The 22,309-nt window shown below is 61.3% G+C and carries 22 protein-coding genes and 1 tRNA gene; 8 read left to right on the forward strand and 15 right to left on the reverse strand.

Annotated features, from left to right (window positions below):
- The 3 genes from NGM28_RS22335 to NGM28_RS22345 all read left to right on the forward strand — a co-directional run.
- On the forward strand, nucleotides 1-1,798 hold a 1,798-nt coding region (locus NGM28_RS22335), incomplete at its 5' end, for a terminase large subunit domain-containing protein (protein ID WP_252091497.1).
- Nucleotides 1,710-2,570, forward strand: a complete 861-nt coding sequence (locus tag NGM28_RS22340) for a phage portal protein (protein ID WP_252088560.1) — start codon at nucleotides 1,710-1,712, stop codon at nucleotides 2,568-2,570. The genes NGM28_RS22335 and NGM28_RS22340, both read left to right, overlap by 89 nt.
- A gap of 71 nt (nucleotides 2,571-2,641) precedes the next feature.
- Nucleotides 2,642-2,896 (forward strand): ogr/Delta-like zinc finger family protein, encoded by a 255-nt coding sequence (locus NGM28_RS22345; protein WP_252091499.1) that lies wholly within the window; start codon nucleotides 2,642-2,644, stop codon nucleotides 2,894-2,896.
- A gap of 401 nt (nucleotides 2,897-3,297) precedes the next feature.
- Here the strand turns inward: NGM28_RS22345 and NGM28_RS22350 are convergent, their stop codons facing one another.
- The 8 genes from NGM28_RS22350 to NGM28_RS22385 all read right to left on the reverse strand — a co-directional run bounded on the left by NGM28_RS22350 (nucleotide 3,298) and on the right by NGM28_RS22385 (nucleotide 8,507).
- A complete protein-coding gene (locus NGM28_RS22350; protein WP_252091501.1) occupies nucleotides 3,298-3,564 on the reverse strand; it encodes a hypothetical protein in 267 nt (88 codons plus the stop codon).
- Nucleotides 3,561-3,950: an Arc family DNA-binding protein gene (locus tag NGM28_RS29050; protein WP_286089068.1), complete on the reverse strand. Its 390-nt coding sequence runs from the start codon at nucleotides 3,948-3,950 to the stop codon at nucleotides 3,561-3,563. The genes NGM28_RS22350 and NGM28_RS29050 overlap by 4 nt, the downstream gene beginning before the upstream one ends.
- Before the next feature lie 14 nt (nucleotides 3,951-3,964).
- Nucleotides 3,965-4,204, reverse strand: coding sequence for a hypothetical protein (locus tag NGM28_RS22360; protein ID WP_252091503.1), 240 nt, complete (start codon nucleotides 4,202-4,204; stop codon nucleotides 3,965-3,967).
- Nucleotides 4,205-4,272: 68 nt separating this feature from the next.
- On the reverse strand, nucleotides 4,273-4,467 hold the full coding sequence (csrA, locus tag NGM28_RS22365) for a carbon storage regulator CsrA (RefSeq protein WP_252091505.1): 195 nt from the start codon (nucleotides 4,465-4,467) through the stop codon (nucleotides 4,273-4,275).
- 2 nt (nucleotides 4,468-4,469) lie between these two features.
- Nucleotides 4,470-4,742 (reverse strand): hypothetical protein, encoded by a 273-nt coding sequence (locus tag NGM28_RS22370; RefSeq protein ID WP_252091507.1) that lies wholly within the window; start codon nucleotides 4,740-4,742, stop codon nucleotides 4,470-4,472.
- The gene (locus tag NGM28_RS22375; RefSeq protein ID WP_252091509.1) at nucleotides 4,739-5,101 is read right to left on the reverse strand and encodes a DUF7673 family protein; all 363 of its coding nucleotides are present in this window, start codon (nucleotides 5,099-5,101) and stop codon (nucleotides 4,739-4,741) included. Before NGM28_RS22375 ends, NGM28_RS22370 begins: the two co-directional genes overlap by 4 nt.
- 492 nt (nucleotides 5,102-5,593) lie before the next feature.
- The gene (locus NGM28_RS22380) at nucleotides 5,594-8,278 is read right to left on the reverse strand and encodes a toprim domain-containing protein (RefSeq protein WP_252091511.1); all 2,685 of its coding nucleotides are present in this window, start codon (nucleotides 8,276-8,278) and stop codon (nucleotides 5,594-5,596) included.
- 10 nt (nucleotides 8,279-8,288) lie between these two features.
- Nucleotides 8,289-8,507, reverse strand: a complete 219-nt coding sequence (locus NGM28_RS22385) for a hypothetical protein (protein ID WP_252091514.1) — start codon at nucleotides 8,505-8,507, stop codon at nucleotides 8,289-8,291.
- Nucleotides 8,508-8,618: 111 nt separating this feature from the next.
- On the opposite strand from NGM28_RS22385, the gene NGM28_RS22390 reads away from it, so the two are divergent.
- Nucleotides 8,619-8,837 (forward strand): helix-turn-helix domain-containing protein, encoded by a 219-nt coding sequence (locus tag NGM28_RS22390; RefSeq protein ID WP_252091516.1) that lies wholly within the window; start codon nucleotides 8,619-8,621, stop codon nucleotides 8,835-8,837.
- 3 nt (nucleotides 8,838-8,840) lie between these two features.
- A complete protein-coding gene (locus tag NGM28_RS22395; RefSeq protein ID WP_252091517.1) occupies nucleotides 8,841-9,911 on the forward strand; it encodes a phage integrase in 1,071 nt (356 codons plus the stop codon).
- A 61-nt stretch (nucleotides 9,912-9,972) separates the two neighbouring features.
- Here NGM28_RS22395 and NGM28_RS22400 read toward each other — a convergent pair.
- From NGM28_RS22400 to rpsU, 5 genes are all read right to left on the reverse strand, one after another.
- A tRNA-Ile gene (locus tag NGM28_RS22400) sits at nucleotides 9,973-10,049 on the reverse strand.
- A 17-nt stretch (nucleotides 10,050-10,066) separates the two neighbouring features.
- Nucleotides 10,067-13,810, reverse strand: coding sequence for a bifunctional diguanylate cyclase/phosphodiesterase (locus NGM28_RS22405; RefSeq protein WP_252091519.1), 3,744 nt, complete (start codon nucleotides 13,808-13,810; stop codon nucleotides 10,067-10,069).
- Between the two features lie 119 nt (nucleotides 13,811-13,929).
- Nucleotides 13,930-15,780 (reverse strand): RNA polymerase sigma factor RpoD, encoded by a 1,851-nt coding sequence (gene rpoD / locus NGM28_RS22410; protein ID WP_252091521.1) that lies wholly within the window; start codon nucleotides 15,778-15,780, stop codon nucleotides 13,930-13,932.
- A gap of 67 nt (nucleotides 15,781-15,847) precedes the next feature.
- The gene (dnaG, locus tag NGM28_RS22415; protein WP_240063903.1) at nucleotides 15,848-17,830 is read right to left on the reverse strand and encodes a DNA primase; all 1,983 of its coding nucleotides are present in this window, start codon (nucleotides 17,828-17,830) and stop codon (nucleotides 15,848-15,850) included.
- A gap of 279 nt (nucleotides 17,831-18,109) precedes the next feature.
- Entirely contained in the window at nucleotides 18,110-18,325 is a 216-nt protein-coding gene (gene rpsU, locus NGM28_RS22420; RefSeq protein WP_003255575.1) for a 30S ribosomal protein S21, read from the reverse strand.
- Nucleotides 18,326-18,530: 205 nt separating this feature from the next.
- On the opposite strand from rpsU, the gene tsaD reads away from it, so the two are divergent.
- Complete coding sequence (gene tsaD, locus NGM28_RS22425) at nucleotides 18,531-19,556, forward strand: tRNA (adenosine(37)-N6)-threonylcarbamoyltransferase complex transferase subunit TsaD (RefSeq protein ID WP_252091523.1); 1,026 nt, start codon at nucleotides 18,531-18,533, stop codon at nucleotides 19,554-19,556.
- Between the two features lie 20 nt (nucleotides 19,557-19,576).
- Here tsaD and plsY read toward each other — a convergent pair whose 3' ends face one another.
- The gene (plsY, locus tag NGM28_RS22430) at nucleotides 19,577-20,146 is read right to left on the reverse strand and encodes a glycerol-3-phosphate 1-O-acyltransferase PlsY (RefSeq protein ID WP_240063901.1); all 570 of its coding nucleotides are present in this window, start codon (nucleotides 20,144-20,146) and stop codon (nucleotides 19,577-19,579) included.
- Between the two features lie 74 nt (nucleotides 20,147-20,220).
- On the opposite strand from plsY, the gene folB reads away from it, so the two are divergent.
- Nucleotides 20,221-20,577 (forward strand): dihydroneopterin aldolase, encoded by a 357-nt coding sequence (folB, locus tag NGM28_RS22435; RefSeq protein ID WP_011531830.1) that lies wholly within the window; start codon nucleotides 20,221-20,223, stop codon nucleotides 20,575-20,577.
- A complete protein-coding gene (gene folK / locus NGM28_RS22440) occupies nucleotides 20,568-21,077 on the forward strand; it encodes a 2-amino-4-hydroxy-6-hydroxymethyldihydropteridine diphosphokinase (protein ID WP_240063900.1) in 510 nt (169 codons plus the stop codon). Before folB ends, folK begins: the two co-directional genes overlap by 10 nt.
- A gap of 68 nt (nucleotides 21,078-21,145) precedes the next feature.
- Here folK and NGM28_RS22445 read toward each other — a convergent pair whose 3' ends face one another.
- Nucleotides 21,146-22,273: a multifunctional CCA addition/repair protein gene (locus NGM28_RS22445; RefSeq protein ID WP_252091526.1), complete on the reverse strand. Its 1,128-nt coding sequence runs from the start codon at nucleotides 22,271-22,273 to the stop codon at nucleotides 21,146-21,148.
- Nucleotides 22,274-22,309 lie beyond the last annotated feature (36 nt).

A 22,309-nucleotide genomic window follows, 5' to 3' on the forward strand; every position in this document is an offset into this window, starting at 1 on the left:
GGCATCGGTCCGCGATAAGTTGCTGAAGCAGTCGAGTCGGCCACCTGCTTCGGCGGACAGTGCTGCCCCGAGCCGGCGCCAGGACTCCACTCAGGAGCCACGCCAGGAGCGCCGCGAGCGCGGCGGTAAGAAGCGGGAAAAGGTACTGAAGAACGACATCAGCCAGCTGACCGAAGTGGACTTCCTGGATAAGTTCACTTCCAGGATGTTCAACTACCAGCTGGAGCTGTTCGAGGCCAAGAAGAACCCGCTGACGGCGCGAATCCGCAACATCCTCAAGTCGCGGCAGATCGGCCTAACCTACTACTTCGCCGCCGAGGCCTTCATGGACGCCGTGCTGACGGGGGACAACCAGATCTTCCTGTCCGCCAGCCGTGCCCAGTCCGAAGTGTTCCGCAGCTACATCGTGGAGTTTGCCAGCAAGTGGTTCGACATCGATCTGACCGGCAACCCGATCAAGCTCAGCAAGGACGGCAAGCCCTGGGCGGAACTGCGCTTCCTGTCCACCAACGCCAACACCGCGCAGAGTTACCACGGGCACCTGTACGTGGACGAAATCTTCTGGATTCCGCGCTTCGACAAGATCCAGACAGTAGCCAGCGGCATGGCCTCCCATGCGAAGTGGCGGCAGACGTATTTCTCGACCCCCAGCGCAGTCACCCATGAGGCCTATCCGTTCTGGACGGGCGAGACCTTCCGTAACGACAAGCGGGCCAAGAAAGCCGGCGCCTGGCCCAGCGATGCCGAGATCCACGCCGGTACGCTCTGCCCGGATGGTCAATGGCGCAAGGTCATCACTCTGGAAGACGCCATCGCCGGCGGCTGCAACCTGTTCGATATCGATCGGCTGCGTCTGGAGAACGACGAAGAGCGCTTCCAGCAGCTGTTCATGTGCAAGTTCATCGATAGCACGCAGTCGGCGTTTGCGCTGGCCGACCTGGAGCGCTGCTACTCCGACCTCGGTCTATGGGAGGACTACAAGCCCAACGAAGCCCGACCGTTTGGCGATGCCCCTGTGTGGCTGGGCTACGACCCAAGCCGAACCCGAGACGATGCGACCTGTGTGGTGGTGGCGCCGCCGGCGGAGCAGGGCGGCAAATTCAGGATCCTGGAGAAGCACAGCTGGCGGGGCCAGTCGTTCACCTACCAGGCCAACCAGGTCAAGTTGCTGACCGAACGTTTCAACGTCCAGCACATCGGCATCGACACCACCGGGGTGGGCATCGGTGTGTTCGACCTGGTGCACGACTTCTACCCACGGGCCACGCAAATTCACTACAGCCTGGAGACGAAAACCACGCTGGTCCTCAAGGCTCAGGACGTGGTTCGTGCGGCGCGGATCGAGTGGGACGCCGGTTGGACCGACATTGCCCAGGCCTTCCTGACCATCAAGCGCGGCACCACTGGCGGCGGGCAGATCACATTCAGCGCCTCCCGGACCGACGCCACCGGCCACGCCGACATCGCTTGGGCGGTGATGCACGCCCTGCACAACGAACCCTTGAACACCAACAAGCGGCGCCGTAGCCGCTACCTGATGAGCACAACCCATGCCCAATCGACGCAGAAAAACCCGGCCCACCCAGCAGAGCGCGGCACAGCGAACCAGGGTGTTCACGTTCGGCGAGCCGGAACAGGTGCTTACCGCCAACATGGGCGAGTACCTGGGCGTGTTCCCCACCGACGACGGGCGCTTGTACAAGCCGCCGGTGTCGCGGGCTGGCCTGGCAAGGCTGCTGCGTGCCAACGCGCACCACGGCGCCATCCCCAAGTTCAAGCGCAACCTGCTGCTGCGTGAGTTCATCCCCTCGGCGGGCTGCAGCACTCACACCATGGGCTGCGCGGCGATGGACTACATGGTGTTCGGAGAAGCCTTCTTCCTGGTGCACTTCAACTTCGCGGACCAGGCCCTGGAGCTGGAGCACCTACCGGCGCTCAACATGCGGGTAAAGGTGGATGGCGGCTTCGTTATGCTGTTGCCGCACAGCAAGGAAGAGGAATTCGACCAGGACGAGATCATCCACATCAAGGACTACGACGTAGAGCAGAACATTTACGGAGTACCGGACTACCTGGGCGGGCTCCAGGCGCTGCTGCTCAACGAGGCGGCGACCCTGTTCCGCCGGCGCTACTACAGCAACGGTGCTCACGCGGGCTACATCTTCTATACCAACGACCCCAACCTGTCCGAGGAGGACGAAGACAACCTGCAGGCGCAGATCAGCGCGAGTAAGGGGGTAGGTAACTTCCGGTCAATGTTCGTCAATATTCCGGGGGGGCAAGAAAACGCGATCAAGATAATCCCCGTGGGAGACTTCCAAGCGCGGGACGAGCTGGAGAAGGTGAAGAACATCACCAGGAACGACATTATCGCGGCCTGGCGGATGAACCCGGCGTTGGCTGGCATCATTCCAGAAAACTCTGGCGGGTTTGGTGATATCGAGAAGATCGACCGTGTATACACCAACAATGAAATCAGACCGATCTGCCAGCTGTTCAACCAGGTGAATGATCTATTGCGTGAGGATCGTCGTATAAGTTGGCGAGATCCTGCGCCGGTAACGCAATGAACCCATAGGCTTAGAGGCGATGGGCACTAGTTTGTGGCAGAATAGTGCCCAATCAGGAACCGGGGTGGTGTATGCGAGTTTATTGCAGGGAGTGCGGCGGGAAGTGCCGGATCTCTTCCAGGAACGATATCTCTAAGGAGTTCGTTTCCCTCTATTGCGACTGTCAGAATTGTGGTCACCGTTTTGTTTCACACCTGACGTTCTCCCACACGTTGCGACCTTCCGAGCAGATGATGGATCGCCTGGTGCTTGACCGCCTCAGCAGCATGAGCAGAACCCGGCAGCAGGAGATCTTTCAGCAGCTCGGGGTCAACGATGCGCGGTAGCTTTTGAAGCGAGTTTCAATGTCTGTGAAGTCCCTCATCAAATCCGACGACAACTGAATAAGCCCAACCCTACCCCGTGGTGAAAGTTCAGAAGTATGAACGTCGGTGAGCAAGGCCAGCATGTTGCCGTGGCTTTCGATGTCGTCGGCCAGCTCAGTAAGGCAGGGCGCTGGGTGTGTCATGGCGTAACTCCGTTTTGCATGATGGCACATGGCTAATATTTTGTGATCCAAAGTTGTGGTCGTCAAGTATTTTAAAGGTATTGAAATTCCACGGAAATTGTGGGATTTGGTTTCTTGATAGGGCGGCCTGTGGATATCAATTTATATCTATAGATAACTGTGGATATCTTTGCATGGAATTGAAAAAAATGGGCGCCGAAGCGCCCATTTAGATATCCTTTAGATATCCTTTAGGTATCCCTCTAACTTGTACTTTAGTGAGTTGATTCTCACGACTCCGAACCTTCGGTCGCCTACATCGTTCTCAAAGTTGACCACTAGCATGTCGGAGGGCAGTGGGATCATCACGGTGCCATCACCAGGATCGTGGTAGAGGCGCTGGGTGGCTTGCATCAGAAAGAAGTCACCCGGCAGGGCCAGCTGTCGCCGCGCTTCGTCCACCTCAATATCCGTCACCGCCACCAGGTTGCCGTCGATCAGCATCATGCGGCCCCCTTTAACTGCACCTGCGATTCCAGCTCCTCGATCCGCCGCTGCAGGATGCCGATCATGCGCGCCTGTTCATCGTTGAGCTGGTCGGTCACGGCGGAGCGCTTGAGCCTGTAGGTAATCTCGCCGTTCACCGACCGCTCATTGGTCCGGGCCAGGTCGGCAATCTCGGTCGTGACCGCGTCAGGTAGATAGATGGTGATCGAACCCGTCTGGTTCTCGGTGTCTTCAGCGTCGATCGACTTGGCGAGGCGCGCCACGATCTCTGAATTCATGCTGCGCAGGCGGGCACGGGCCACCCCGGCAAGGCGCTCCCGCATGCCGTCTGGCAGACGGATTACGAATTTGTCAGCGGTGCGGGAGTTGGTAAATGTAATCGTCATCGTTGCTTGCTCCTTCAGATCTGAGTGGGACGTGGCGTTGCAGCCAGTAGTTGGTGAACCAGGGCGGCGTCCTGGACGGACAGGTCGCCTTGCAGGCATGCCGCGTCGGTCACTCTTTCCAGCTGGCTCCGGGCTTCGCGGGTCTTCATGACCAGGAAGCCAATCAAGGCGCCGCCGACAACAGCGGTCGCCTGCAGGTGGCGCGGCGTTGTGGTAGCCTTCGAACCGCTGCTGCTTGGGGTGGATGCTTTCAAGGGTGTTTCTCCTTCTCGTAGTGGCTGGTGCCTGGAGTTGCTGCTCCTAGGCACCGTTCATTTCCGACCTAGCCCTGCAGGGCTGGATCGAATCTCGCGCCGATGCCGTGGATGCGCTCGTATACCTCCTGGCGGTGCACATCGACGGTGTCAGGCGCGGTGACGCCAATGCGCACCTGGTTGCCCTTGACGGCCAGTACCGTGACTTCAATGTCGTCATCGATGCGGATGGTTTCGCCGATACGGCGGGTCAGAATCAGCATGTTCATTTCCTTCTGGGTTGGTTCTGTTCTGTGAAAAGTGCGGTGGCTGTGAACACGGCCCGCAGCTCGCTCCGTACTTCGAAAATCCCAAGATCGGTGCCGTCCACGTCGACCAGGTGGACCAGGCTTCGGTCGGCTGGCACTTCTTCCTGGCGTTGACGCCAGTAGTCGCTGGCTACCAGCTCCGCCAGGTCCTCCGCTCGGGCTTTCTCCAGGTAGACCGAGGGCAGCGGTAGTGCGCAGGGGGCACCGTTGACCAGGTAGCGGACGATCATTCCCCGACGACCTCCGGCGCCCAGCGCTCCATCAGTTGCTGCCAAATCTGGCTACCGCCCTGGATGCGTTCGTGCACCTCCAGGTCGGGGGTGTAGTCCATCATCAGCACCTTCAAGCAGTCTTCGAACAGCGGCAGGTCCAGGCCGCGCAGAGCGCTGAGTTCAAAGGGGAAGTCCTCGCCGTTGTAGACCCCCAGCAGGAAGCGGCCCAGGACGCGGCTCTGGCCGCTGTCACGCAATGCAATCGGTACCAAACGATTGAGCGCTTGGGTGCCTGCGACGCGGATAGCTGGCACCTGCGCTTGGTGGGCTTTGGCGGCAGCCAGCGCCGTGGCAATTGTGTGTAGTCCTTTACTCATTGAACTGTCCCCCTTGGTTGGTCTGCGTGCATCGTTGTTTCTCCTTGCGTTGCTGTTGAAAAGAGTTTGTGTGGTCCCGCCTTACGTCCGGAACATCCGGAACATTGATAAGGCCAATTTCTAGACCCCTTGAACTACGGGGCCTAGCGCTGCATTCCGTTGTTCCGGTAGTACCAGAACATTCCAGAACAGGTGGTTTCTCGAAAAGCGCTGTAGGCCCCGTCGTTACTGGGCTGCAGCCATGTTCCGGTTAAAGTCCTGGCCGGAACATTGTCGGAACATGGCGGAACGGAATTTGTTCTGGCCTGTTCCGGTAAGTTCTGGTGCTACCGGAACACGTTGGCCACTCCCAACTACCTGTATTTATTGATATTTCTTTATCTATTTACTAAATGTTCTGGATATTCCGGATAGAACAGGGGACTTCGCACAAATACCCCATCCCCCACGGATCACCCCCAGCCCAGGTTGACCCCGTACGTTTCAAGCCCCTCAACGTTTGCTGAAGAACCAGAGGTTCAGGGAGCGCTTCTCGATGCGGGAACGCGCTTTGCGGATCTCGATGAACTTGTGCGTGGTGCTGCTGTAAAGGGCGCGGCGCAGCTGAACATCGGGAATGACTTCCTGGCCTGCCATCTTGCAACGCTGCTGGAAGTGCTCGATGTTGATGGCGATCAGGCCTTTGTCGATGCTGTGGTTCAGCGTCTCCCGGGTTTCCTCACGCTCGCCGTCGCCGTCGATGGTCGTCACCACGTCCTCGTTGAGGTAGTGGTAGATCTGCCAGAACTTCGCGGCAGTTGGATCTTCTGACTTACACCGTTGTTGCCGATCGATAGCGCGGGACTCGATATGGGCTGCAAGCTGGGCCAGGTCGTGGCTGCTCCAATCGGGGAAGAACATTTGTGTGGCGTAAGCCGCTGCCAGCACCTGGGCATGGGACTGGTAGATCCGCATTTCACTAATGGCCGGGTTCTCCATCAGCTTGCGTTCGTAACGCGGGAAGGCTTCGAAGTACCGATCTAGCCAGACCTTTTCGTTGGACAAGCAGCGGCGCAGGTAGCCGCCGAGCTGTGTCGCCCGCATCGCCTTGAGGCGATCGGCTTTTGGCTTGAGCGCCAGGCTGTGGCCGTCCTTTGTGAAGTGGAAGTGCACGATCCGCGACAGTGTCGCCTCGTCACCGGTGACGCTCGCGTTCTGAGCTATGGCCAGCGCCCCGCGCCAAAGGTCTACCCGTTTCTCGTTACCGGTCGTCTTTGCGCCTGTTACACGCAACTGAGCGTGATAGTCGAACATCGGTTTCACGTCGTCCCAGGTGAACTGGATCGTTACGGTGCGGCCCTGGGCGTCGATATAGGTCCGATCGGACTCAATCAATACCAGCGGCAGGTTGCTGACTTCTGCGAATGAACGGAGCAGACCCACGGCACTCGCTCCCGATCCGCTTGGTTTGATGCCCTCGGTGTTCTCCCGCCCCAGCAGGCGCCAGAGAAAGCGCAGCAGCATCGATTTGCCAGAGCCAGGTTCGCCGCTCAGTTCCAGGAAGCCGAACGACGCCTGCTGGCTGGCGATCTGCTGCACGAACAAGGAGGCGGTCCACCAGGCCAGTGCACTGAGCCCATTCATCCCGGTAACGTCCAGGAAGTCACGGAACCAGGACGGGTCGAACTCCTCGCCGCGTTCGAACTTGACGGTGGCCAGTGCAGTCTTGATCCCCCGGCCCTTTACCTCGATGAAGCCGTGGTTGTTCACCTGCAGCTCGCGACCGCCCTGAAACCCGAAGTCGGGAAAGCAGTACGTGCCGGTGTCTTCGTCGTACCCCAAGAAGGGGAGGCTGCGCACGGTCCGTACTGGGCGATACTCGTCGTTCAGCCACTTGGCCTTGAGCCAGGCCAGTTCCCGGGTGCCGCCTTCGAAGTTGCCGCCAGGCGTGAAGTCCAGCATGCCCTTTACGAAGCCACGAGGATCTGCGATCGATCCAGAGGACAGGGCCGCCTGGCAATTGCGGGTTTGGTCAGGGAAGGCAAAACTGAAGTGGTAGCGCTGCTCGCCGGTGATGACATCCTTCTCCAGATAGTCGAGATCCGGCACGCAGTTGGATACCTGTTCCACCCGCGACGCGCCGTAGAAGATATCGCGGTTGCCCTCCAATTTCTGATCGTCCAGGGCTTTGGTCAGCTCGGCCTGGTTAACTCGAACAGAGAACAACTGGTTGTTGAACTCGACCAGGTAGAAGCCAGCAGGCTTGCGCAGGTACACCAGGTAAGCGAGCTTGCGCGCGCTTTCAGCGGTGAACAGACGACCGCGGTAGCACGCATCCTCGATGAAGACCTGGTCGAGCTTGCCGTCTCGGTAGACATCGTCCCAGTCGAGTTTTCCTGCCAGCGCGACCCAGCCGATTTCCTTCCTCGAACGCAGCTCCTTGAGGTGCTTGCGGATGTAGGTTCGCCCCGCCTTGTCATCGTCCAGGGCGATCACCCAGGTAACGAGCTTGCCATCGTTGGCCTCGACAATGTCCCAGGGAAAGTTCACGCAACTGATAGCGGCGATTGCCTTGAAACCGGCTAGGTGGAGCGCGATCGCATGGAAGATCCCTTCAACGATGTAAACCCGGTCGTGCTTCTCGATCGTCTGGCCTGGTGGCACCCAGCCGGCGTTCGTGTAGCGCATGCCAGACTTAATGCCCGCCTTCTGGTCCTCATTGCCAGCAATGGCCCGCGCATCAATGATGCGCTCCCAGTAGCCGTCGCAGAGCGGGAAACGGACGGTGTCTGCCCATACGCCGGACGGTTTCATTTGTCGGCGGCCCTGGGTGTACCAATCCTTCATTTTGCTAATGTCGAACCCACGAGCACGGCTCAGGTAGGCATCGGCCGTGGCGGTGGGGTTGTCCGGCGTCGATGGGAAGCGTTCGCTGAGGTTCTCGAACAGGTGCTGGTAGCGATCGCGTGTCCGTTCCTCATACCCGCAGTTGTTCAGCCTGTTGCACTTGAGCTGATACGGCTTCTCTTTCTTGACGAACACAGAGCGTTTACCGCAACTCGGGCACACACCCTTGTTCAGGTATTCCTTCGTCTCGTCCTTGGCCTGGAAGCCCAATTCCGGATCGTGCTCGATGGCGGGGATAACGTCTTCGAGATAGATGCGGTCGAAATGCTCTGGAGTCATACGTGCAGTCATTTCGGAACCCTTAACGCTTACCAGCTTTGCGAACGCGCTCTGCTTGGTCGGCAGCTTCCATGGCCAGGTGCACCAGGTTGATCAGAACCGCCGACTTCGAGCCCTCGGCCTTTGGACGAATGATGTAACGGCCCAGCTCGATCTCACGGCGTACTGCGGAATCCGACTGTCCCGAGCGCTTGGCGTACTCGCCCACGGTGACATAGGGCGTGTCGATAACTATCTGCATTCTGCTAACCTCTCGCGAATATTGGGGATCAAAGTTCCCGATCTGGAACCATGATGGTTCCAATTCTGGAACCTGTCAAGAGAGGAGCAGCACATGGATATGCCGGCGAAAATGAAGGCGATTCGGTCTAGGGAAGGGCTAACGCAGGGTGAGTTCTGTCAGTTGCTGGGCTTCAGCTTAAGCACCTGGAAGAAGTACGAAGCGGGGATCACGGAGGTGGCACTGGCACCGTTCCTGGTCGTGGCCAACCACGAACGCTTCACCAAGTACGCGCTATGGATGACCACTGGCAGGACGGCGGTCGAGATCGGCCAGGTGAGCCCGGTGTAGGCCATGGCTATCAAAAAACTGGAGTCAGGTGTGTGGCTGGTCGACTGTCGCCCAGAGGGGAGGGACGGCCCGCGTTTCCGTAAACGGGTCAAGTCGAAGAACGAAGCGACGCACCTGGAGCGGCGGGTGATGGGGGATGGGTCACGCGGGGAGTTCGAAGCTCCTTCGAAGCGAGACGATCGGACGCTCTCCGAGCTGGTGAAGCTTTGGCACAAGTTGCATGGCCAGAATCTGAAGACGGGCGATGAGCGTCTGCAGCTGCTCCTGGCCATGGCCGAGCGGATGGGAGACCCCAAGGCCCACAGCTTCAGTTCCTCACACTTTGCCACCTACCGTGCCGAGCGGGCCGAAGGAAAGCACACCAGGGCTACACCTGGTCGTGGGTTCAGCAAAGCCGAGGGGAAGGGCAAGCCCATCAGCGCGAACATGCTGAACCATGAACTGGCCTACCTGCGTGCTGTGTTCAACGAGCTGGCCAGGCTGGGGGAGTGGGTTGGGGAAAACCCGCTGGCGACGGTGCGCAAGCTCAAGTTTGACGAGGCGGAGATGGCTTACCTTGAGGCCGACGAAATCCTGCCTCTGCTCGATGCGCTGTCTGCAGAAGACTCCGATGCTGGCTTGATTGCCGAGGTTTGCTTAGCCACTGGGGCGCGCTGGGGCGAGGCTGAAGTGCTGCTGCCGCGCCAGGTGCGAAATGGCCTTATCCAGTACCTCAAGACCAAGTCGAGCAAGAACAGGTCGGTTCCGATCACTGCCGATTTCGAAAAACGCCTGCAGGCGGCACTGCCATTCCGTCCTGGATACAACATCTTTCGGAAGGTGGTGGACCAGCTGCAGCTCGATCTACCTGATGGCCAGCTAACGCACGTTCTGCGCCACACCTTCGCGAGCCACTACATGCGCAACGGCGGGGACATACTGACCCTGCAGCGAGTGTTAGGCCACGCCACATTGGCCATGACCCAGAAGTATGCCCACTTCAGCCCGGGTCACCTGGCCGACGTGGTCAATCTCAACCCCTTGGCGGGTGCGCGTGGACACATTGTGGACACTTCCACAGCTTGTGAAGAGTGAACAGCGTGGAAATTCATAGGGTCCAGATACGACAAAGCCGCGTAATACGCGGCTTCAAGGTTGGTGGGCCCACACGGACTCGAACCGTGGACCAAAGGATTATGAGTCCTCTGCTCTAACCAACTGAGCTATAGGCCCTCAGCAGGAAGGCCGGATTATAACGAGGGTTTCGATACCGTGCCATCCGAAAGATCTGATAGTGCTATACGAAGAAAGGTAGCGGCGAATTCCGCGGGTGGCAGGGGCAGGCTGACGATGTAGCCCTGGATCTGCTCGCAACCCTCGGCGGCAAGGAAGCGTTGCTGGGCCTGGTTCTCCACCCCCTCGGCGATGATCGTCAGTTGCATGCTGCGCCCCAAGGCGATGATGGCGCGGGCGATGGCGGCGTCGTGGGGGTCGTCCGGCAGGCCGCGGATGAACGACTGGTCGATCTTGAGAATGTCCAGCGGCAGGCGTTTGAGGTAACTGAGCGAAGAATAGCCGGTGCCGAAATCGTCGATGGCCAGCTGTACGCCCAGGTGCTTGAGCTGGTGCAGCACGCTCAGGGCTTCCTCGGCCTGGCTCATGATGAAGTTCTCGGTGATCTCCAGTTGCAGGTCACCCGCCTTGAGCTGGTAGCTCTTGAGCAGTTGTTCGATGCGCTTGGCCAGGCTGGGCTGGCGTAACTGCGCGCCGGCGAGGTTGATCGAAAGCGGGCCGAAGGCCTGGTAGGTTTTTTTCCAGGCGTGCATCTGCCGGCAGGCCTGCTCCAGCACCCAGTCCCCCAGCTGGAGAATGGTGCCGTTTTCTTCGGCGAGGTGGATGAACTGCTCGGGCGGCACCTCGCCGAAGGTGGGGTGGGTCCAGCGGATCAGGGCTTCGGCGCCGACCAGGCTCTGGGTCTTGAGGCTGAACTTGGGCTGGTAGCACATGCTCAGTTCGTTGCGTTCGATCGCGCGACGCAGTTCGTGCTCGAGGGCGATGCGTTCGCTGGCCTGGGCGGTAAGGTCGCGGGTGTAGGTCTCGACACGGTTGCGGCCCTTGGCCTTGGAGCGGTACATGGCGGCGTCAGCGTTGCGGATCAGCGTGGCGACGTCGCTGCCGTCCTGTGGATAAAGACTGATGCCGATGCTGGCGCTGGTGAAGAACTCGTGTTCACCGGCCTGGAACGGGGCGTGGAAACAGGCCAGCAGCTTGTTGGCGATGGCGCTGGCGTCGCTGGGCTTGTGCAGGCCGGGCAGGAGGATAATGAACTCGTCGCCGCCCAGGCGGGCCACAGTGTCGACATCGCGCACCTGTTCCTTCAGGCGCTGGGCGATGCCTTTGAGCAGCAGGTCGCCAACCGGATGGCCGAGGCTGTCGTTGATGTGCTTGAAGCGGTCCAGGTCGAGGAACAGCACGGCGCCCTGGCGGTTGGAGACCTGCGCGCAGGTGAGGGCTGACTGCAGGCGGTTTTCAAAAAGTGCGCGATTGGGCAAGCCGGTCAGCGGGTCGTGGTGGGCCTGGTAGTCGAGCTTGGCCTGGGCATGCTTGAGGCTGGAGATATCGGCGAACACGGCCACAAAGTGCGTGGTTTCGCGCTCGCTGTTGCGCACGGCGCTGATGGTCAGCCAGCCGGGGTAGAGCTCGCCGTTCTTGCGTTTGTTGTAGATCTCGCCTTGCCAGTGGCCCTCGGCGGTCAGCTGGTGCCACATGGCGGCGTAGAAGGCGCTGTCATGCTGGCCGGAGGCGAGCAGGCGCGGGGTCTGGCCAAGGGCTTCGATCTCGCTGTAGCCGGTGATCTCGCTGAAGGCGCGGTTTACCGCGCTGATGCGTTGGTCGGTGTCGGTGATCAATACGCCTTCGGCGGTGTTCTCGAACACGGTGGCGGCCAGTTGCAGTTTTTCCTGCATCAGGTGGCGTTCGGTGATGTCGCGGGCAATGGTCAGCATGCAGTCGACACCGCCGATCGGCAGGGGGCGGGCAGACAGTTCGCACAGGCGGATCTGCCCGTCGCTGCGGCGGATATGGCAGCTGAAATCGCGCACGAATCCATCGCGGTTGAGCTGTTCGACCAGGCGCTGGCGCTCGTTGAGGTCGACCCAGATGCCCAGGTCGAGGGATGTCTGGTCGACGGTCGTGCTGATGTCGTAGCCGGTCAGGCGGCAGAAGCCTTCGTTGACCTCCAGCAGCAGGCCATCCTTCTGGCGTGACAGCAGCAGCCCGTCAGGCGAGGCGTGGAACGCCTTGGCAAACTTTTCTTCGGATATTTGCAGCTGCTGCTGGGTTTCCTTGAGCTGGTTGATGTCGCGTACCGCCACCACCAGGGCTTTGGTGCCGTCCAGCTCGAAGGTCTCGGCGGAGACAAGGCCGGTGAACAATTGGCCGTTACTGCGCCGGAAGGTCATTTCCAGGTTGCGGATACCGCCCTGGTGCAGGCGTTCGAGCAGAAGTGGACCGGTGCCGGCCACGCCCCACAGGCCAAGCTCGGTGGCCGTGCGGCCTAGTACTTGTGCGGGGCCCAGGCCGATCTGCTCCTCGAACGCTTCGTTGACCTCCATCAGGCAGCCGTCACTGTGGCGTGCAATGAGCAGGATGTCGGGGCACTGCTGGAACACCGAGGCGAACTTCTGTTCCGACAGGCGCAGGGCATCCTCGGTGTGCTTGGTTTCGCTGATGTCGATCATCAGGCCGCGCATCAGGGGTTTGTGGCCATGCTCGATCATGCTGACGATGTTGCGCACCCACAGGGAATGGCCATCGGCGCGGATCACCCGATAGTCGAGGCTGTGATCGCGCCCGGCCGCGGTTTCGCTGTCGCAGTAGGCCTGGGCCCAGAGCGCGTCCTCCGGGTGCAGGATGCTGCGCCAGAACCCGGGCTGGAGCCATTCGCCCAGAGGGTAGCCGAGCAGGTCCTCGGCATGGGGCGAGACGTAGCTGTAGGTGAAGTCATTGGCGTCGGCCTCCCAGGCAATCGCCGACAGGCTCTCGACCAGGCCGCGGTAGTGGTACTCGCTACTGCGCAGTTCCTGCTCCAGGGCGATGCGCCGGGAGATCTCCGAGCTGAGCCGGCGGTTGATGCGGATCACCACGGCGAGGATAGCCACCAGCAACAGGACGCCCGGCAGGCCGTAGAGCAGCATGTCGTGCCAGAACGTGCGCTGGTCGATGACATTGCCCACCCAGCGTTGCTGGATATGGCTGACCTCGCTGCTGCTCATGTCGGCCATGACCTTGTCGAGGATACCGATGAAAATCTTCTGTTCTTGTGGTGCGGCCATGGCCAACTGATAGCGGTAAGGCGTCTCGCCACTGACGTAGAGGCCGTCGAGCTTGAGCTGGCGCAGGCTCCAGATGCTCGAGGCGAGGTCGCCGACCACCGCGTCCACTGCATCCGTGGCCAGGGCCTGGAGTGTGGAACTGACGTTGGGCATGGCGACCAGGTTCAGGTCCGGATGGTGGGTACGCAGCAATTCATGGGGGGCGTAGTTCTCCACCACGGCGATCTTCAAGCCATAGAGATCTTCCAGGTTGCGCGGTTGAGCGCCGCCCTTGTGGGCGAGAATGACGATCGGGAAGTCCAGGTAGGGACGGGTGAATGCCAGGTAGGCCTGGCGTTCCGGGGTGGACATGATCCCTGGCAACAGGTCGATGCGGCCCGTGCGGGCCTGCGCAAGCACCTCGGTCCAGCTGCTGGGCTCGATGGGCTTGAGCTTGATGCCAAGACGGTCCTGGATCAAGGCGATGTAATCGGCGGCCAATCCCTGGTAGCGGCCTTCCTGGTCGCGAAATTCGAATGGCGGCCATGAAGCGTCGACGCCCAGGCGCAGCTGCGGGTGAGCGCTGAGCCAGGCTTGTTCCTCGTCAGTCAGGGTGAGCGCGCCGGCCGTTGTGTTCCAAGCGAGCAGGAGCAGCAACAGAAGGGCCGGCATCAAGGGCATAGCGGCCTCTCGATCAGGGGGTCTGACTCGAGTGTAGACGGGCATCTGGCCAGCGGCGTGGCGCCGTTCACGACCATTTGTCACATAAGAAAAACCCCGGCCTGGGCCGGGGTTCGTCTTTACTCGTCGAGGAAGGAGCGCAGATGCTCGCTTCGCGTCGGGTGGCGCAGCTTGCGCAGCGCCTTGGCTTCGATCTGACGGATCCGCTCGCGGGTCACGTCGAACTGCTTGCCGACTTCTTCAAGCGTGTGGTCGGTGTTCATGTCGATGCCAAAACGCATGCGCAGCACCTTGGCTTCGCGCGCGGTCAGGCCCGAGAGCACGTCGCGGGTCGCTTCCTTGAGGCTTTCGACCGTGGCCACGTCGATCGGGGACTGCATGGTGGAGTCCTCGATGAAATCGCCCAGGTGCGAGTCTTCGTCGTCACCGATCGGCGTTTCCATGGAGATCGGCTCCTTGGCGATCTTCAATACCTTGCGGATCTTGTCCTCAGGCATCTCCATGCGTTCGCCAAGCTCTTCCGGGGTCGGTTCACGGCCCATTTCCTGCAGCATCTGGCGGGAAATTCGGTTGAGCTTGTTGATCGTCTCAATCATGTGCACCGGAATACGGATGGTGCGCGCCTGGTCGGCGATCGAGCGGGTGATCGCCTGGCGGATCCACCAGGTGGCGTAGGTCGAGAACTTGTAGCCGCGACGGTATTCGAACTTGTCCACCGCCTTCATCAGGCCGATGTTGCCTTCCTGGATCAGGTCGAGGAACTGCAGGCCGCGGTTGGTGTACTTCTTCGCAATGGAGATCACCAGACGCAGGTTCGCCTCGACCATTTCCTTCTTGGCGCGGCGGGCCTTGGCCTCGCCGATGGACATGCGACGGTTGATTTCCTTGATTTCGGCGACAGTCAGGCCGGTTTCGGTCTCGAGGTCGATCAGCTTTTGCTGGCAGGCGACGATCGCGGCGTCTTTCTCACCCAGGGCGGCAGCCCATTTGGTGTTGCGCTTGGCCAGGTCGCCGGACCAGGTCTGGTCAGTCTCGTTGCTCGGGAACAGGCGCAGGAAGTCGGCGCGCGGCATGCGGGCGTCACGCACGCACAGCTGCATGATGGCGCGCTCTTGCTGGCGCAGGCGGTCGAGGGCGCTGCGCACGCGCTCAACCAGTGCGTCGAACTGCTTTGGCACCAACTTGATCGGCATGAACAGGTCAGCGAGGGCCTGCATGGCGCTAATGCTTTCGGCGTGAGTGCGGCCGTGCTTCTTCAGCACCTTGAGGGTGATGACCAGCTGATCGTTGACGGCACCAAAACGCTGTGCGGCAACGACTGGGTCCGGACCGCTTTCGGCCTCTTCCTCGTCATCACTGCTTTCGGCGTTTTCGTCGTCGTCGTCTTCTTCTTCCTTCGCGGCGGCGGCCTTGGCACCTGGGATCGGTACTTCTTCGGTCGGCGCGGCGATATTGTCGTCAGGGTCGATGTAACCGCTGAGGACGTCGGACAGACGGCCGCCTTCGGCGGTGACGCGGTCGTATTCGCTGATGATGTAGTCGACGGTGCCCGGGAAGTGAGCGATGGCGCCCATGACTTCACGGATGCCTTCCTCGATGCGCTTGGCGATTTCGATCTCGCCTTCGCGGGTCAGCAGCTCGACGGTACCCATTTCACGCATGTACATGCGCACCGGGTCGGTCGTGCGGCCGATATCGGTCTCAACGGCCGCCAACGCGGCGGCGGCCTCTTCGGCTGCGGCTTCGTCGGTGTCGGCTTCCGCCAACAACAGGGCATCCGCATCCGGAGCACTCTCGAATACGTTGATCCCCATGTCGTTGATCATGCGGATGATGTCTTCCACCTGCTCCGGATCTGAAATATCCTCTGGCAGGTGGTCGTTGACCTCCGCGTAAGTCAGGTAGCCCTGCTCACGACCGCGGGTGATCAACTCTTTGATACGAGACTGCTGTTGCGCTTTTCCGGACATAACACCCTATCCACTGAAGGTCTTGGCGGGCAAAAAACAAGCCGAGGATTATACCCGAGCATGGACCTCACGCGCCAGATGAGGTCGGGTTTTGTGCGGGAACATTGCGGCGGAGCAAGTCGCGAAGCTTCGAAGTTTCGTCCTCGTCCAAGCCTGTTAGACGTGACTTGCTGATCAAATGTTCCAGGCTGCGCTCGCGCTGGCGAGCGGACAAGCTAGTTATAGTGTCGAAAAACTGTTGTTCAAGGTTGTCGGCATCGATCAACCATTCCTTTTCCGCCAGGGCCCGCAGTAGGCGGCCTTGCTCGGTCCCGTGCCAGCGTGCGATCAACTGCATAGAGCTTAGCTTAGGATTCTTCTGCGCGGCTTCGATCAGGGCCACCAGCAGTTGGCTGTACAGTTGCTTCTCGTCGGCGAAGTGGCCGGCGTCCTCGACCTTGCCGGCCAGCAACGGGTGATGCAGCAGGGTGCGCAGAGCGGACAAGGTTGGTGGCTCCACCGGCGCCGGCACCCGGGGTGGCGCTTCGCGCTGGCCATCGCGCTGCCAAGGCTTGCCGCCTTTCTTGTCCCACGGCTTGCCATCCCACTGTTTCTTGCCGCCGCCCTTGTTTGGTGTCCAGGGGCGTTGCTCCTGCTGCGCCGGAGCGTAGTCGGGCTGGTGCTGGTCGCCAAAGTCCGGCGTATAGCTGGCCATGGCGTCGTAGTCGTAGCCGGGATCATAATCCGGCACGCTGGGAGCGGGCGCGCTCTGGGCCAGTTGTTCCATCTGCTGCGGATCGAGCCCGGTAATTTCCTTCAGGCGGTTGCGCATCAACTGGCGCAGGTTCGCGCCCGGCACCTGCTCGATCAGTGGCGTGGCCAATGTGGCCATGTGCGCCTTGCCTTCCAGCGAGCGGGGATCTGCCTCGTTGCTCAACTGCTCGAAGAAATAGTCTGCCAACGACTGGGCATGCTGGTTGATGCGAGCCTGGAAGGCGTCGGTGCCTTCTGCGCGGACCAGGCTGTCCGGGTCTTCGCCCTCGGGCAGGAACAGGAAGCGCGCGCGGCGACCGTCCTGCAGGCTCGACAGGGTCGACTCCAGGGCACGCCAGGCGGCCTTGCGGCCGGCTTGGTCGCCATCGAAGCAGAACAGCACGCTGGGCACAACGCGGAACAGGCGCTTGAGGTGTTCCTCGCTGGTGGCTGTGCCGAGCGTGGCCACGGCGTTGCGCAAGCCCTGCTGGGCGAGGGCGATCACGTCCATGTAGCCCTCGACCACGATGATCTCGTCGAGGTTGCGGTTGTGCTTGCGTGCTTCGTACAGGCCGTATAGTTCCTGGCCTTTGTGGAATACCGGGGTTTCCGGTGAGTTCAGGTACTTGGGCTTGTCGTCGCCCAGCACCCGGCCGCCGAAGGCGATGACCCGGCCGCGGCTGTCGCGGATGGGGAACATCACTCGGTCGCGGAAGCGGTCATAGCGTTTGCCGCTTTCTGCGTTCTCGATCAGCAAGCCAGCGTCGATCATCACTTTCTGTTGAAGCGTGTCGGCGCCTAGGTGCTTGAGCAGGTTGTCCCAGCCCGGAGGAGCGAAGCCCAGGCCGAAGTCGCGGGCGATCTCGCCGGACAAGCCGCGACCCTTCAGGTACTCCACTGCCGCCTTGCGGGTGGGGTGGTTGCGCAGGGCCTGGCGGTAGAACTCTGCGGCTGCCTCGAGCAGCGGGTACAGCGGCGAATCGGTCGGCTGGCGCGGCTTCTGCCCGCGGCGGCCTTCCTCGCGCGGTACCTCCATGCCCGCTGCGCGCGCCAGTTCCTCGACCGCCTGGGGGAAATCCAGGTTGTCGTGGTCCATGACAAAGCCAAGCGCGTTACCGCCGGCGCCACAGCCGAAGCAGTAGTAGAACTGCTTATCGGGGCTGACGGTGAAGGAGGGGCTCTTTTCCTTGTGGAACGGGCAGCAGGCGGAGAGGTTTTTGCCAGTCTTCTTCAGCTGGACGCGCGAACTCACCACATCGACGATGTCGGTGCGGTTGAGAAGGTCATCGATGAAGCTCTGGGGAATCAGCCCGGCCATGGCAGTCTCGTCATCTGGCAACTGGCAAGTCTAAACGCTTGTGCGCGGGTTTGGCGTGGGGTGTCGCAGGAAGAGGTGTTGTGCTCGTCACCAGCCCGGAAAGGGCTCGTCAGAGAGGACGTGCACGCCTGGCCAAAGACCAGTTCTGACGTGTTGAGGCAGGTTGCCCATGGCTTGTGCCGGGGCGCCCAAGGCGCATGGCCAAGGGTTTGAAGCGACCGCTGCCATCAGCCCGGCACGAGGCCGGGCGGGGCAGAAGCTTTGCGTAGAACGCCTGTATTAGTACAGACGAACGGCGCGGCGCTGTTCGCGCTGAACCTTCTTGGCGTGACGCTTAACAGCGGCAGCAGCTTTGCGCTTACGCTCGGCAGTCGGCTTCTCGTAAAACTCGCGGCTACGAACTTCAGCCAGTACACCGGCTTTTTCGCAGGAGCGCTTGAAACGACGCAGAGCTACGTCGAAGGGTTCGTTCTCTTTAACTTTGACGGCTGGCATCCAGGGCTACCTTAATTCATTACCGGGGTAGACGTGCTCCTGGCAAAACATAAGGTGTGCTGGAGAACGTCGGTTTTCAAGGGTTGCGGATGTTAACCCTTAGCTGGCAGGAATGCAAAGCCTCTGATCGAAAACCGCTGGTCGGCACAAGGTGTGGGGACTATCATGCGCGCCTTCGAATTCAGCCTCCACAAGGCACGGACCCATGCTAGTACTGGGATTGGAAACATCCTGCGACGAAACTGGCGTCGCATTATACGACAGTGAACGCGGCCTGCTGGCCGACGCGCTGTTCAGCCAGATCGACCTGCACCGCGTCTATGGCGGTGTAGTCCCCGAGCTCGCCTCGCGCGACCACGTCAAGCGCATGTTGCCGCTGATCCGCCAGGTGCTGCAAGAAGCCGGCTGCGTCGCCACCGAGATCGACGCCATCGCCTACACCGCGGGTCCTGGCCTGGTTGGCGCACTACTGGTGGGTGCGTCTTGCGCCCAGGCGCTGGCGTTCGCCTGGGATATTCCAGCGATCGGTGTGCACCATATGGAAGGCCATCTGCTGGCGCCGATGCTCGAGGAGCAGCCACCGGAATTTCCGTTCGTCGCTTTGTTGGTCTCGGGTGGCCATACGCAGTTGGTTCGGGTCGATGGTATCGGCCAATACGAGCTACTGGGCGAGAGCCTGGATGACGCCGCTGGCGAGGCCTTCGACAAGACCGCCAAGCTGATCGGTCTCAACTACCCAGGTGGCCCGGAGATCGCGCGCCTGGCCGAGCAGGGTACGCCGGGGCGTTTCGTTTTCCCGCGGCCGATGACCGATAGGCCTGGCCTGCAATTCAGCTTCAGTGGCCTGAAGACGTTCGCCCTGAACACCTGGCAGCAATGCCGCGACGTCGGGGACGACAACGAGCAAACCCGTTGCGACGTGTCCCTGGCGTTCCAGCAGGCGGTGGTGGAGACTCTGACCATCAAGTGCAAGCGCGCCCTCAAGCAGACCGGCCTCAAGCGCCTGGTCATCGCCGGTGGCGTAAGTGCCAACAAGGCCCTGCGCGCGTCCCTCGAGGACATGCTGGCCGGCATCAAGGGCAACGTCTATTACGCGCGCCCGCGCTTCTGTACCGACAATGGCGCGATGATCGCCTATGCGGGCTGCCAGCGTTTGCTGGCCGGTCAGCAGCAGGACCTGGCGATCAGTGTGCAGGCGCGCTGGCCGATGGAACAGTTGCCACCCGTGTGAGATGGGTCAGGGGGCGGGCGTCAGAAGTGGCGTTCGCGCCCGGCGAACAGGTCGCGCAGGTTGCTGCGATGTCGCCATACGATCATCAGGGTGAGCACCGTCATCGGCAGCAAGGCCTCGGGCTCGCGCCAGGCCAGCAATGGCAGGGTGAGTGGCGTGGCGATCAGGGCGGCCAGCGAGCTGGTGCGGGTCAGGTAGAAGGTCAGCAGCCAGGCGCCGATGGCCAGTAACGCGGCCGGGAAGTACAGGGCCATGAGCATGCCGGCTGCCGTGGCGACGCCCTTGCCGCCCTGGAAGCGGAAGTAGACTGGGAACAGATGACCGAGTACCGCGCAGATGCCCACCCAGGCCTGCTCCTGCGGGTCGAGGCCAGCCAGGCGTGCCAACAGCACGGGCAACATGCCCTTGCACAGGTCGCCGAGCAGCGTCAGGATCGCCAGCTTGCGCCCTGCCAGGCGTAGCATGTTGGTTGCGCCGGCGTTGCCCGAGCCACTGGAACGCGGGTCCGGGCTGCCCGTGAGGCGGCTCAGGACGATGGCGAAGGACAGAGAGCCGAGCAGGTAGGCAAGCAGCGCCAGTGACCAAAACATGCTAACTATTCCGGGCGAGGACGCCCTGATTCTAACGGCGCCCGTCGCCCTTGTCGTGCTGTGGAGAGAAGTGCTTGGACAGAGTGTTCATCGAAGGCCTGGAAGTCGATACCGTCATCGGTGCCTATGACTGGGAGCGGGATATTCGCCAGTGCCTGCGCCTGGACCTGAGTTTCGCCTGGGATAACCGTCCGGCCGCCGCGGGTGACGACCTTTCACTGGCACTCGACTACGCTAGCGTTTCGGCGCGTATCCAGGCCTTTGCCGAGCAGGCGCGCTTCGAACTGGTGGAGACCTTCGCCGAGCGCCTGGTGGCGGTGCTGATGGACGAGTTCAAGATCCCTTGGGTGCGCCTGAAGCTGACCAAGCCGGGCGCGGTACCGGCGGCCCGTGGCGGCGTTGGCGTGGAGATCGAGCGCGGATGTCTCTGAGCACGGTTTACCTGGGGGTGGGCAGTAACATCGACCGCGAACGGCATTTGTGCGCGGGGCTCGATGCGCTGGCGGGCATTCTCAGTGACATGCACTGTTCAGCGGTGTTCGAAAGCCAGGCCGTGGGCATCAAGAGCGGGCCCTTCTACAACCTGGTGGTGCGTGGGCAGACCGATCTGCCGCTGCTGGAGCTCGATCGTCGTCTCAAGTTCATCGAAGCGGACAATGGCCGCTATGCGCCGGACCGCAAGGGCCTGCCGCTGGATATCGATGTGTTGATGTACGACGACCTGCATGGCACGTTCAACGGGCTTGTGCTGCCTCGGGCGGAAATCCTGAAGAACGCCTTTGTGCTGTGGCCACTGTCGCTGTTGGCGCCGGAGCTGGTGCACCCGGGCGCGGGCAAGCCCATGGGGCAGTTGTGGCGTGAGGCGAGCATCGAGCAGGTGTTGGCGCCAGTGCCGTTCGAATGGCGGGGTTTGCAACTGACCCGGATCTGATCCGAAGTGGTTCGCCGGCAAGCCGGCTCCTACACGGTCAGGTAGGAGCCGGCTTGCCGGCGAACAGTTCAGAGGGTTTTGTAAGCCTGTAGCGCGCTGAGCCGCGCTGCCTTGAGCGCTCCACCCAGAGCCTGCCCCGTCAACCCACTGTCCAGCAACGGCTTCACATCCACCGCCTTGGCTGCCGTTGCCGCACCTCGCAGGTACTCGGCCTGTGGATAATCCTGGCCTTCGCGCAAGGCATCCATCCTGCACGCCTCAATGAATTCCTCGAAGCGTTGCGGGCGTCGGTATACGTCAAATTTCTGCAGCAGTTCCAGCAGCACTTCCGGGGCCAGATCCATGGCGCGGTGCCCTTGCTCATGGAATTCACCCACCAGCATCGCCAGTTCCTGGCACTCGCGGGGTGCCTTGAAACGTTGGTTGACTGCCTTGATCTGCTTCTCCCCAAGTGCAAGCAGAAGGCAGGCCCAGCGCACAGCCAGCGGCTGCTGGTGTTCTGCGGCTTGTTGCAACACAGCGAGCGTATGAGCGCCCTGGCCGGCCTCGCCTTCGAACAGGGCGTCGACCTCAGGCATCAACTCCTTGAGTGCGCCGCAAGCGCGCAGCACTTCGATGAAGACCTGGGGCTGCTCCTCCATCAAGGCGCGCTCGATCTCCTTCCAGCTGCGCTCCGCGGTCAATGCCTGCAACTCGCCCGATCCAGCGATCTGGCGCATCAGTTCCAGGGTTTCATCGGCCACGCGAAAACCCAGCGACGCATAACGGGCGGCGAAACGTGCCACGCGCAGGACACGCAGTGGATCTTCGGCGAACGCAGGGGAAACATGGCGAAGAATGCGCTGATCGAGATCGACCTTGCCGTGGTAGGGGTCGTACAGGTTGCCGTGCTCGTCCTCGGCCATCGCGTTGATGGTCAGGTCGCGGCGGATCAGGTCTTCTTCCAGGGTCACATCCGGACTGGCATGGAAGGTGAACCCGCCATAACCGCGCCCACTCTTGCGCTCGGTGCGGGCCAGGGCGTACTCCTCACCGGTTTTGGGGTGAAGGAACACCGGGAAATCAGCGCCCACCGGGCGAAAGCCCTGAGCCTGCATCTGTTCGACCGTGGCACCGACCACCAGCCAATCGACGTCGCTGACCGGGCGGCCGAGCAAGCGGTCGCGCACGGCGCCGCCAACCTTGTAGATCTGCATATGAAACCTCCATGAGTGCCGACAGGATACCGTGTC

Source organism: Pseudomonas sp. MWU13-3659 (assembly GCF_023757525.1).
Lineage (GTDB): Bacteria > Pseudomonadota > Gammaproteobacteria > Pseudomonadales > Pseudomonadaceae > Aquipseudomonas > Aquipseudomonas entomophila_E.

Excerpts from the sequence above, each read along its gene's own strand:
- NGM28_RS22445 (WP_252091526.1), bottom strand. The coding sequence starts at position 22,273 with ATGCAGATCTACAAGGTTGGCGGCGCCGTGCGCGACCGCTTGCTCGGC.
- NGM28_RS22390 (WP_252091516.1), top strand. The coding sequence starts at position 8,619 with ATGAAGGCGATTCGGTCTAGGGAAGGGCTAACGCAGGGTGAGTTCTGT.
- NGM28_RS22385 (WP_252091514.1), bottom strand. The coding sequence starts at position 8,507 with ATGCAGATAGTTATCGACACGCCCTATGTCACCGTGGGCGAGTACGCC.
- rpoD (WP_252091521.1), bottom strand. The coding sequence starts at position 15,780 with ATGTCCGGAAAAGCGCAACAGCAGTCTCGTATCAAAGAGTTGATCACC.
- NGM28_RS22375 (WP_252091509.1), bottom strand. The coding sequence starts at position 5,101 with ATGAGTAAAGGACTACACACAATTGCCACGGCGCTGGCTGCCGCCAAA.
- dnaG (WP_240063903.1), bottom strand. The coding sequence starts at position 17,830 with ATGGCCGGGCTGATTCCCCAGAGCTTCATCGATGACCTTCTCAACCGC.
- NGM28_RS22405 (WP_252091519.1), bottom strand. The coding sequence starts at position 13,810 with ATGCCCTTGATGCCGGCCCTTCTGTTGCTGCTCCTGCTCGCTTGGAAC.
- rpsU (WP_003255575.1), bottom strand. The coding sequence starts at position 18,325 with ATGCCAGCCGTCAAAGTTAAAGAGAACGAACCCTTCGACGTAGCTCTG.
- plsY (WP_240063901.1), bottom strand. The coding sequence starts at position 20,146 with ATGTTTTGGTCACTGGCGCTGCTTGCCTACCTGCTCGGCTCTCTGTCC.
- NGM28_RS22380 (WP_252091511.1), bottom strand. The coding sequence starts at position 8,278 with ATGACTGCACGTATGACTCCAGAGCATTTCGACCGCATCTATCTCGAA.
- csrA (WP_252091505.1), bottom strand. The coding sequence starts at position 4,467 with ATGCTGATTCTGACCCGCCGTATCGGCGAAACCATCCGCATCGATGAC.
- folK (WP_240063900.1), top strand. The coding sequence starts at position 20,568 with ATGTCTCTGAGCACGGTTTACCTGGGGGTGGGCAGTAACATCGACCGC.
- NGM28_RS22345 (WP_252091499.1), top strand. The coding sequence starts at position 2,642 with ATGCGAGTTTATTGCAGGGAGTGCGGCGGGAAGTGCCGGATCTCTTCC.
- NGM28_RS22350 (WP_252091501.1), bottom strand. The coding sequence starts at position 3,564 with ATGATGCTGATCGACGGCAACCTGGTGGCGGTGACGGATATTGAGGTG.
- NGM28_RS29050 (WP_286089068.1), bottom strand. The coding sequence starts at position 3,950 with ATGACGATTACATTTACCAACTCCCGCACCGCTGACAAATTCGTAATC.
- NGM28_RS22395 (WP_252091517.1), top strand. The coding sequence starts at position 8,841 with ATGGCTATCAAAAAACTGGAGTCAGGTGTGTGGCTGGTCGACTGTCGC.
- NGM28_RS22370 (WP_252091507.1), bottom strand. The coding sequence starts at position 4,742 with ATGATCGTCCGCTACCTGGTCAACGGTGCCCCCTGCGCACTACCGCTG.
- tsaD (WP_252091523.1), top strand. The coding sequence starts at position 18,531 with ATGCTAGTACTGGGATTGGAAACATCCTGCGACGAAACTGGCGTCGCA.